Consider the following 10,417-nt stretch of genomic DNA (forward strand, 5'->3'; position numbering starts at 1 on the left):
AATATCGCTCCACCCACCTTCTGAAGCCTATAACTGGCCTCAGCTGGTAATCCTTCAAACTGGGCTGCTCTGGTATACGCATTGACCAAATGGAACATGCTATTTCCCGCTTCCTGATTCCATCCCTATTCGACAGCCTCCCTTTCTTTCTCTCCCAGCTGGAATTACTTGTTGAAACTCTCGATTGTTCCCAGCGGATTATCCACTTTGCTCTCAATGGAGATCCTAAACTGGTCCTTCTGTTTCCCCAATTCTAAGGAAACATTATCCAGCACCTTGGGAAATTCATTCAGAATCTTCAAGGAAACATGCCGGTAGGAAGCTGAGACTTCAGTTTTGGAGATCATTCCGTTAGTGCATATAAGCCGAAGGACGAACGCCGCAATGGAAAGAGAAGCAAGACCCACCTCAGAATTGGAAATGGATACACCAGGCGTCATCCTTTCCCCGTTCACCGAGAAAGCGTGATTCCCATCCAGAATACTGACCAGCATAAACTCGGCGTCCAGATGACATTGGACTTGCGCCTCAGGGCCATACCCCAAGGAATCCAATCTTTCCAGAACCTCGAAATTATCCACCGGCTTATATTTGGTGGTGAATACGGCCCTGACTTCTTCTCCGTCGAATCTGAAAAATAATTCTTCATTTTTCTCTTTCTTGATCCAGTAATTCATGTTGTAGGCTTGCATTTCCGGCGGACATTTCCTGAGATAATGGATTGGGATTCCGAGACGCCAAGCGATTGACTGCTGGGCCAAAGGTCTCATTAAATGAGGCTTACCCGCTATTTTCGCCCGCTTTACACTACATGTGCGGAGGATTAAGAACCAAAGGTGCGTCGACCCAGGTCCTTGATCGTTGGAGCAAAGAAATCCACGGACTTTATGCTGCAGGAGAAATCGCTGGCGGGGTTCATGGGACGAATCGGTTAGGAGGAAATGCCACGGCGGATTGTATCGTCTTTGGCAGGCTTGCCGGAAAAGAAGCCGCCTGCCTAGCTTGAATTAGGCAATAGTCAAAATTCCATTGAGCTCCGGGTAATGAATTGCCGCAATAGATTTTGACCATTGCAATATATTAAAACTGTGGAACGAGAGTTGCCGGTTACGGAAGAAAAAGCCCTAAAAATCTATTGCTTTCTTGAAATATCCTCCTTTTCCAAAAAATCGCCATAGAGTTTCTTCATACAATCCGGGCAGATGCCATGACTAAATTCCGCTTCGGAATGATCTCGAATATAGGCTTCAATCTGCCTCCAGTAGCCTTTATCATCCCTGATCTTTTTACAGGAGGCACAAATCGGAAAAATCCCTTTTAACTTCTTGACCTCGGACAATGCCTTTTGAAGATCACGAACCAGTTTCTCCCGTTCTTCCTCCGCCCGCTTTTTTTCAGTGAAGAGCTGGGCATTGGCAATAGCCCCGGCAATCTGATCACCAATTCGTTCGGCCAGCCTGAGATCTCGATCGGTGTAGGCTTTGGATTTTTTCGATCGAAAGTGCAAAGCCCCAATAACTTGATTGCCGGAGATCAGCGGTACGGTCATTATCGACCGCAGTCCGGAACGAAAAGTGCTTATGAGGGTGGAAAATCGGCCTTCCAACTCCTCCACAGTCTCTGGCTGAACGAGCAAACCTGCGCGGGTGCGGATGACTTCCTCACTGGCAGAATGACGCAAAGGATAAATATCGCCAACCTTTCTCCCTTCTATGCCAAATCCGGAGACATAGGCCACCGTAGCGGTGTCCTCTTCGGGATTGTTAAGGGCGACCATAATCCTGTCAAAAGGAATCAGCTTGCGGACTTCTTCGGCAAACCGTTCATAGATCTCCTCGACGTTCAATGTGGAGCTGATAATCTTCCCCATCTCGGCTATGACTTCATTCTCTTTAGCCAGTCGCCTGGCGGCCTCTTCACTCGTTCGCAGCGCCTCTTCCGCCCGCTTGCGTTCAGTGACATCCCGAAAGCTCCACACTCTCCCAACGCTTTGGTCGCCTATCCGCTGCGGCTGCGAATAGCGCTCGAAGACCCGCCCGTCTTTGAATTCGAGGACATCAAAACTCTCAGCCGCCGGTTGGCTGTATAACTCTCTTACTTTAGCCAGGAAGCCTTGAGGGTCCTTTAACTGTTCCAGAACGAACCCCAGCGCCTGGTTATCATCCCGCGACGCGATAATGGACTGGGGGATGCGCCATATCTGCACAAACTTGCGGTTAAACCCTACAATCTTTCCCTCTTTATCAACTACGAGAATACCGTCGGCGGTTGACTCCAGCGTGGCATTGAGCAGGGACACGGCGTTCTTGAGTTCCGACTCGGCCCGCTTTTGATCATTTTCTATTCTTTCTAATTCAGCAACCCTTTGGCGCATGGCTGCCAATTCAAGGATGAGCTGCTCGTTGGTCATATTTTCAGCCTTCATTTTATTTAGCTCCTACAATAAAATGAAGGGAGTCTAATATAAAGCTGCTTAATAATCAAGAAAATTTTTGTCTTCCCTTTATGCCAATTTTCAGACACAGGATCGTTAAGTTGCAATATCAAAGGCAGATCTCAATTTATTCCAGTAGTTCCAGAATAAAAAAGATACGACAGGCTGGGCTTGGCCAGGATAGATCGGCGAATACCTGTTCCCTGATTCAGCGTTGATGGCCCAGTCTTTACATACCCATCCTGCTCCTCTTTTCCAGAAGTTCATCGGTCATGGGGATCATAAGAGCCTTCTCTGGGCACACCTCTACACAACAGAAGCAGCTCACACATTTTTCGGGGTCTACCCTGGGGTAGGGCTGCATGAGGATGGCCCCTGAGGGACAGGCCGAGGGACAATCGCCGCAGCGGGTGCACAGCGCCTCGTTACAAGCGGGGTTCACCTCTCCAAGCTCAGTCCACACCTGGAGATAGTTTTCAGAATTCATGGCAAATGGAGATTTTTTCCCGGGGATGTTTACCGTATAGGTGGAGGGGTGCACAAAATCCCCAATCACTTCGAAAGGGCCATCTACTTGGGGATGATTTAGATCGAAGTTTACAAGGCCTTTCTTTTCAGCCAAATCGATTAGCTTGATGCCCCGCGGATTCTGGAAACTAATCAGGCGGGCGCAGACAGCATCGACCGCGATCCCATCTTTCCCAGCGATGATTTTGCCAACCTCTCTGGGGTTTCCGAAGGAAGGACCGTCTCCTTCCATGGCCAGAATTCCATCCACGATATTCAGGTCCGGAATTCTCCAGCGATAGAGATCCAGGAAGAATTCCGTTAATCGTTTGGCATGGCCTGTGCGGGCGTGCATTCTGGCCTTGAAGTTCCCTGGAATCAACCCGAAGGGGTTCTTCAGGCAGCAAGTCATCCCGGCGATCACATGGGTCTTAAGTTTGGGAACGTTGATGAAAATATCTGCCTCTACAAAAGACCTGGAGATGGGGACCCTAAAGCCCCCGATCTCGAAAAGGCTGGCGCCCTTGCTGATGTTGACCATATAGGGGGCACAAGTCTGCTCCACCTCAGTCACCCGGTAAAGGTTCTGGACATCGATCCCATTGTCTCCCATCCAGGGTGTTCCTCCCCTTTTTATCACTTCTTCGGCGATCGCCTTGAGCAGGGCCGGATGGGTTGTAGCCGCTTTTTCAGGAGGTGCGGGCCTCACAAGGTTCGGCTTGATAAAGACCTTCTTGTTCTGAAGGTCGATCGAGACCGCCTCAAATATCTCATGGATGATTTGAGTCAGATTATCGTAAGCAGCCTTTCTTATGATGACTTTAGACATAACCTTCTTTCCCCCCTCCTAAAGAACTTCATATTTGACCAGCCGGTTACTGCGAGCCAAAGCCATGTACCGCAAATTCTCCCTGCCTCTTGTTTCTTTTTTCCCCTTTGAAGGGAAGATAGGGGTTGAAAAGGAGTTTCTTAGCGGGAAGTCGGCGAAGGCTCCGGCGGGAATATTTTATGCCAGGGGGTGGCCTGTTCATAAGCATAGGTAACGCGTAACAGGGTAGCTTCATCCAGGCGGCGACCGAATAGCTGCAGTCCGACGGGCAGGTTTTCCGAAGAAAACCCGCAGGGGAGCGAAATGACGGGCAATCCGGTGAGATTCCCGGCGCGAGTAAAACGCAAAAGGGCGGCGCGGACGCTCTGCGACCTTCTTCCCACTTTAATTTCCTCCTCACCGATGGCCGGGGCTACAATGGGGAGGGTTGGGGTGGCCAACACATCCACCGATTCAAAAACCCGGGTGAAAGACTGGGTCAACAGCCGCCGTCTTTCCTGGGCATGAAGGTATTCGATAGTTTTCTGCCGTTTTCCCAGCGCCAGCCGGGGGCGCCAATCCAACCCGTAATCTTTAGCCCTCGTGCGCAGCCATTTCCAATGGTAGGCCAGGGCTTCGCCCAAAGTGATCGCGGCTACGAGTTGATTCATTTCCTCCATTCCTTTCAATTCAACTTCCCGAAGCTTGGCTCCCAGTCGTTCTAAGGTCGCACAGGCTGTGAGGGCGAGTTCCCGAACCTCTTTCTGGAGGCGGTCAAAGAAATATTGTTTCGGGATTCCGACCCGAACGCCGCGGACCCCTTGGCGCAAAGAATGGGTATAGGACATTCTGCTTTTTGCCAGGCTGTTTGGGTGGGGGGCATCAGGGCCGGCAATCACCCCCAGCATCAGGGCCGCGTCTTCCGCGCACCGGCAGATGGGGCCGACGTGGTCGAGGCTGAAGGCCAGCGGAATGACGCCGTGGAGAGGAACCAAGCCTCGAGTGGGCTTCAGCCCCACCACCCCGCAGGCTGCGGAGGGAATCCGAATGGATCCTCCCGTGTCCGTTCCCAGGGAACCAAGACATAAACCAGCGCTTACTGCCGCAGCACTCCCGCCGCTGGACCCTCCGGTAACTCGACTCAGGTTCCACGGGTTGTGAGCCGGCCCGTAATGGGGGTTGGCGTTGGTTACCCCGTAGGCGAACTCGTGCAGGTTGGTCTTTCCTAAAAGAATGGATCCCGCGGCGAAGAGCCGGTCGACTACGATGGCGTTTTCTTTAGGAATGAAGTTGCGGAGGATTTTGGAACCTCCCGTAGTCCGGACCCCAGCGGTATAGAAGAGGTCTTTGAGGGTGATGGGAATTCCGTGGAGAGCGCCCCGGTAATGGCCCTTTAAAATTTCCTTTTCCATCTGCCGGGCCTGATTTCGAGCTAGGTTTTTGGTTAGGGTAATAAAGGCATTCAGTCTGGGTTGAAGACGGTCAATCCTCCCCAAGAAATATTCGGTCAACTCTACAGGGGAAATTTCCCGCTGGCGAAGAAGGGGGGCTATCTTGGCAATGGTCAAATTTTTATCATTCAGAAGATTCATGAGCCCTCCGGATTTATTTAATCGGCTAAGGGTGATGATCTCGTAAAAAGCCATCAAGGGTGAAAGGATTATAAGAAAGCAAGGCGTGGGCTGTCAAACAAAAACCCTTTGGGCAATGAATCGGCTCTTGTGCTACCTGATAGGCAGGGTGAGGTAGGTTTCAAGGTAAAAAGCGGAAAACCATAGGAGGAATAAAAATGGGGGGAAAAAAGTCACCAATAAAGATCTCCTCACCCCTCCTCCCCCGATTCATGACGTGGTACCATGCATCTTGATACTCTATTCTCAAGGGCCTAGACATACCAGAATTCCTATCAGAAACCACCGCTAAGAGTCAAGAGCAGACTTGACCCCTTCTCACAAAGAGAGCGGGTTTTAATAAAAGGATAGTATGCCAAGGCAAGCGCGAATAGATGCTCCAGGATCGCTTCACCATATAGATTGTCAATTAAATCTGCCTCATTAGCCGCTCCCATTCCCGGTCTACATTTTCCTGAATCCGTTCCGTGTCTCCTTCCCGCAGGAAAGAGTAACGCCCCTGGGGTTTCAAGTACTCGCTGACCGGGATCCCTTCAGGCACTTCATTGAGGATGTACCGTTCGCCATTTTCCACTTCCAAGAGCGGGAAAACCTTCGTTTGCACGGCCAGCCGGGCGAGGCGTACCGTGAGTTCGGAAGAAAACCTCCACCCGACGGGACACGGAGAAAGGGCATAGAGGAATTTAAACCCGCGGGTCTCTCTGGCTTTCTTCATCTTGCGGTTGAAATCCTCCGGATAGGCAATCGAAACCGTAGCCACGTACGGTATATTATGGGCGACCATAATCTGGACGATGTCTTTCTTCGGCTGATCTTTCAGGTTTGTCGGAGGGGTTGTCGTGGTCCAGGATCCCCACGGGGTAGCTGATGAGCGCTGGATTCCCGTGTTCATATACGCCTCGTTGTCGTAACAGAGGTAGATGAAATCGTCGTTCCTTTCGGCAGCGGCGGATAGGGCCTGAAGGCCGATGTCAAAAGTTCCCCCATCCCCGGCAATGGCGAGAACGGTGGTGGCATTATCGCCTTTCATGTCCAGGGCGGCCCGCACCCCAGAGGCAGCTGCTCCGGCAGAGGCAAAAGGGGTCGAATAAGCGGCCAGTTTAATGGGGGCAATGGGATAGAAAGTAGAGATGATAGTCCCGAAACAGCTGGCAGTAATGATAACAATGGTATTTTGGCCTAAAGCGAGGAAAGCATGGCGCGCAACAAGAGGCATTGCGCAACCCGGACAAGCCCCATGACCGGAGAAAAGATATTCTTCCTGTACATCTCTGGCTCTCATTAATATACCCCCGTTAGATGGTTCGAATTTATTTGCCAAATAAATCCTCAGTCCGGTAGTTAAATATTTAAATTCCCAGCCCAGACCTAGGCGTAGGGTAAATCATATTTAAAACAGCCTTGAAAATCAAGGCGATTGTTTCCTGACTGGCGATCACTTTTATTCTCCATCTTTATGGTGGCTCTGGCGACCTCCCGCCTGAGCCTGGGTATGGGGGAGATTCCTCGCATGATCTTAAGAAGGAGGAAAGGGGTCGCCGGAAATGGAATAAAGAAATCAGTAAAGAAGAAGGGGATAAAATATTTTTAAAAAAAATCAAAAAAAACTTGACAGCATTTTAGGGCTATGTTAAAAACTGTTGAATGAATAATCATTCATTCCAATTTACAATTCATTTATAAAACTCGATTCCTTCATCTCTAAAATTTCATCATTTTTCAAAGCATGAAAAACGAGAACAAGCACCAAAAAATATTAAAGGCGGCCATAAAAGTTTTTGCCGAGAAGGGATTTTACAACTCCCGGGTTGCGGAGATCGCTAAGGAAGCCGATGTCGCTGACGGCACGATCTATCTCTATTTTAAGAATAAAGATGATATCCTCATTTCCTTGTTTGAGGAGGAATTCGGCCAGATCGTCGAGAACACGAGGAAAGAGCTGGAAAAAGAAAAGGATCCCCTCCAGAAGATCAGGCGCTTTGCCATAATGCATCTTTCCATTGTATTTAAGCAGCAACAACTTGGCGAAGTTCTGGGAGTGGAGGTACGCCAGAGCAGTAAATTCATGAAAGAATACATCAACAAACCTTTTATCGAATACCTCAACCTGATTCGTTCGATCGTGATCGAAGGGCAGGAGAGGGGGTTAATCCGCAAGGACCTCACTCCGGGGATCATGAAAAGGGCCCTCTTTGGGGCGCTGGATGAGATGGCCCGTTACTGGGTGCTGTCGGCGAAAAAGAAGCACAGCATTAACGAAGCAGCCCTGCAGATCAGCGACGTTTTTATCAGAGGGATGATGAGCGAAGAGGCCCAGAAGAATTATCCCTGGCCATCTTGATCTGTTGATTCAAGTTCCATTTTATTTTTGGACGCGGATAAAATTCGGATTCTCAAGTCCTTGCCTATACAAAATCTAAATCCGAAGTTATCTGCGAAAATCTGCGTCCCAATAATTTAATTTATAAACATAAAGGAGGTTAAAGGTGAACGTCATTGTTTGCATGAAGCAGGTACCTGACACCGAGACTCTGATCAAAATTAAGTCCGATGGATCGGGGATCGTAACCGATGACATCAAGTATGTCATGAACCCGTATTGTGAGTTTGGTGTCGAAGAGGCTTTGAGGATCAAGGAAAAGTTCGGAGGGCAGGTCATCTTGGTAACCATGGGGCAGCAAAGAGCAGTGGAAACACTGCGCACGGGTTTGGCCATGGGAGCAGATCGTTCGATCCACTTGAATGATCCGGCTTTCGAAGGAGCAGACGGTTTTGCGACGGCCAAGGCACTCGCTGAGGCAATTCAGAAGGAAGCCTTCGACCTCATCCTCTGCGGGAAACAGGCAGTCGATGACGATATGGCTCAGGTAGGCCCTTCTCTGGCTGAATTCTTAAATCTGCCCCATGTCACCCTGATTACGAAGTTGGAAATCAGCCCCGATAAGAAGAAGGCCAAGGTAGAACGCGAAGTTGAAGGAGGCAAGGAAGTAATTGAAGTAAGCTTACCGGCCGTATTCACCTGCCAGAAGGGGCTTAATGAACCCCGGTATGCTTCGCTTCCTGGGATCATGAAGGCGAAAAAGAAAGAAGTAAAGCCCATCAACCAGGCCACGCTGGGACTGCCGGCAGACCAGGTGGGAGCGGCCGGTTCCAAGACCAAAATCATGAAGTATATTCCCCCGCCCTCTCGGCCCCCGGGAAAGATCATTTCCGGGGAAGTGATCGACGCCGCTAAAAATTTAGTCAAGCTTTTGCGGGAGGAGGCAAAAATTATTTAAATTTTTTTAGGACGCAGAAATTCGCTAAGCGCTTAGCGCTATGCGCATAGCGTTTTAAATTATTGGCATCTGCGAAAATCTGTGTCCAAATAATTGAATATTTAAACAGAAATAAGGAGATGATCTATGGCAAAAGGAATCTGGGTATTTGCGGAAGTCAAGGACGGGAACATTCGCAAGATCACATTTGAGCTTCTCAGCCAGGGGAAGAAGATGGCCGAAAAACTCGGAGAAGAATTAGTAGCTGTCCTTCTGGGTTCGGGGGTGGAGGGATTGACCGGCCGGTTGGCCGAGTATGCTGATAAAGTATACTGGGTGGATGACGCGGCTTTGGCTCGATATACCACCGATCCCTATGCTACGATTCTGACAAATCTTTTAAAAGAACATCAACCTTCCATCTTCCTTTGTGGGGCCACGATAATCGGTAAAGACCTTTCTCCGCGGATTGCCACCCGCCTACAAACCGGTCTCGCCACGGACTGCACCGGATTAACTATCGGGGACAACGGCCTGTTGATCGCCAAACGGCCGGTATATGCGGGCAAGGCCTATATCGAGGTTACCTGCCCGGTCTCGCGCCCTCAGATGGCCTCCGTCCGCCCCAATGTCCTGGAAATGATTCAGCCTGATGGAGCCAAAAAAGGGGATACGATCAAGGTCGAGGCCAAAGTTGACCCTGCCAGCCTGCGGACCGCGGTGATCGAAGTGGTCAAAGCCGCCGGAGCTAAAGTAGACCTGACCGAAGCGGAAATTATCGTTTCCGGGGGTCGGGGAATGAAGGGGGCAGAGAACTTCAAGGTCTTAGAAGAGCTGGCCGACGCCATCCACGCCACAGTGGGAGCTTCCCGCGCGGCAGTCGATTCCGGGTGGCGCGACCATGGCGATCAAGTAGGCCAGACCGGGAAAGTCGTTACTCCCAACCTCTATATCGCCTGCGGGATTTCCGGGGCCATCCAACATCTCGCCGGGATGGGATCTTCCAAAATCATTGTGGCCATCAACAAAGACCCGGACGCCCCTATTTTCCAGAAAGCGGATTATGGAATTGTGGAAGACCTTTTCAAAGTCATACCGGTCTTGAGAGAAGAATTCAAAAAGCTCCTGGCAGAAAGCTGATACTGGATCGGGCGCTTCTAATTCGCCGGAGCGCCCAGCCTTTCTTAAGGGGTGGACAATCTTCTATCTGCGGTGTGACCTTTTCCTCCGGTCTCGCCTGGGGGAATCCCCCGCGGGCATAAGAAGGGGGAGGATACACCCCCGCACATGAGAAGCTGAGAATTTTTCCCCCGGCTTCTTCCAAATCGAGGACTGAGATGTTTAGTTCATTTGATCTTTTCCTGCTTTTTGTAGTGGCAGTCGTATTCCTGTATGGTTTCTACCGTCGCTCCCGGCTTTGGCTCATAGGCAAAAAGGAGAATCGCACCGACCGCCCCCAGGAACGCCTGCTATCTATCTGGGCCTATGTCGTCGGTCATAAACGCATGCTCAAGGATGCCTATCCGGGCTGGATGCACCTCTTTATCTTCTATGGTTTCCTAATCCCTTTCGTCATCATCGTAATCACTCAGGCGAATTTCACTTTACCCGACTCCCTGGCTTTACCCCTATCTTTGTTCTTTGATTTAGTAGGAGCTTTGGGGATTGTCGGCTTAATCCTGGCCTTCTACCGCCGCTATGTTAAAAAACCGGATAATCTTACTTACGATACAACGGTTGGCAATTTAATCGCTCTTCTTTTTCTTCTCGGGATCTTCGG

The 10,417-nt window shown here is 50.1% G+C and carries 10 protein-coding genes; 5 read left to right on the forward strand and 5 right to left on the reverse strand.

Going from position 1 to position 10,417, the window contains the following annotated elements; genetic code table 11:
* Positions 1-164: 164 nt before the first annotated feature.
* The gene (locus Q7V48_01115; GenBank protein MDO9209341.1) at positions 165-692 is read right to left on the reverse strand and encodes a DUF932 domain-containing protein; all 528 of its coding nucleotides are present in this window, start codon (positions 690-692) and stop codon (positions 165-167) included.
* 29 nt (positions 693-721) lie between these two features.
* Between Q7V48_01115 and Q7V48_01120 the strand changes: the two genes are divergently transcribed.
* Positions 722-1,006, forward strand: coding sequence for an FAD-binding protein (locus Q7V48_01120; protein ID MDO9209342.1), 285 nt, complete (start codon positions 722-724; stop codon positions 1,004-1,006).
* A 126-nt stretch (positions 1,007-1,132) separates the two neighbouring features.
* Here the strand turns inward: Q7V48_01120 and Q7V48_01125 are convergent, their stop codons facing one another.
* The 4 genes from Q7V48_01125 to Q7V48_01140 all read right to left on the reverse strand — a co-directional run bounded on the left by Q7V48_01125 (position 1,133) and on the right by Q7V48_01140 (position 6,662).
* On the reverse strand, positions 1,133-2,425 hold the full coding sequence (locus Q7V48_01125; GenBank protein MDO9209343.1) for a GAF domain-containing protein: 1,293 nt from the start codon (positions 2,423-2,425) through the stop codon (positions 1,133-1,135).
* 238 nt (positions 2,426-2,663) lie between these two features.
* Entirely contained in the window at positions 2,664-3,770 is a 1,107-nt protein-coding gene (locus Q7V48_01130; protein ID MDO9209344.1) for a DUF362 domain-containing protein, read from the reverse strand.
* A 140-nt stretch (positions 3,771-3,910) separates the two neighbouring features.
* Positions 3,911-5,341, reverse strand: coding sequence for an amidase (locus Q7V48_01135; GenBank protein ID MDO9209345.1), 1,431 nt, complete (start codon positions 5,339-5,341; stop codon positions 3,911-3,913).
* A 448-nt stretch (positions 5,342-5,789) separates the two neighbouring features.
* Positions 5,790-6,662 carry a thiamine pyrophosphate-dependent enzyme gene (locus Q7V48_01140; protein ID MDO9209346.1) on the reverse strand — a complete coding sequence of 291 codons (873 nt, stop codon included), beginning with the start codon at positions 6,660-6,662 and terminating at the stop codon, positions 5,790-5,792.
* A 444-nt stretch (positions 6,663-7,106) separates the two neighbouring features.
* Between Q7V48_01140 and Q7V48_01145 the strand changes: the two genes are divergently transcribed.
* The 4 genes from Q7V48_01145 to Q7V48_01160 form a co-directional block, all read left to right on the forward strand.
* On the forward strand, positions 7,107-7,721 hold the full coding sequence (locus Q7V48_01145) for a TetR/AcrR family transcriptional regulator (protein ID MDO9209347.1): 615 nt from the start codon (positions 7,107-7,109) through the stop codon (positions 7,719-7,721).
* Between the two features lie 145 nt (positions 7,722-7,866).
* A complete protein-coding gene (locus Q7V48_01150; protein ID MDO9209348.1) occupies positions 7,867-8,658 on the forward strand; it encodes an electron transfer flavoprotein subunit beta/FixA family protein in 792 nt (263 codons plus the stop codon).
* A 126-nt stretch (positions 8,659-8,784) separates the two neighbouring features.
* Positions 8,785-9,777 carry an electron transfer flavoprotein subunit alpha/FixB family protein gene (locus Q7V48_01155; GenBank protein MDO9209349.1) on the forward strand — a complete coding sequence of 331 codons (993 nt, stop codon included), beginning with the start codon at positions 8,785-8,787 and terminating at the stop codon, positions 9,775-9,777.
* 197 nt (positions 9,778-9,974) lie between these two features.
* Positions 9,975-10,417 (forward strand): iron-sulfur-binding reductase (locus tag Q7V48_01160; GenBank protein ID MDO9209350.1); only part of this gene is annotated, 443 nt, incomplete at its 3' end.

It is taken from the genome of Deltaproteobacteria bacterium (assembly GCA_030654105.1).
Lineage (GTDB): Bacteria > Desulfobacterota > SM23-61 > SM23-61 > SM23-61 > JAHJQK01.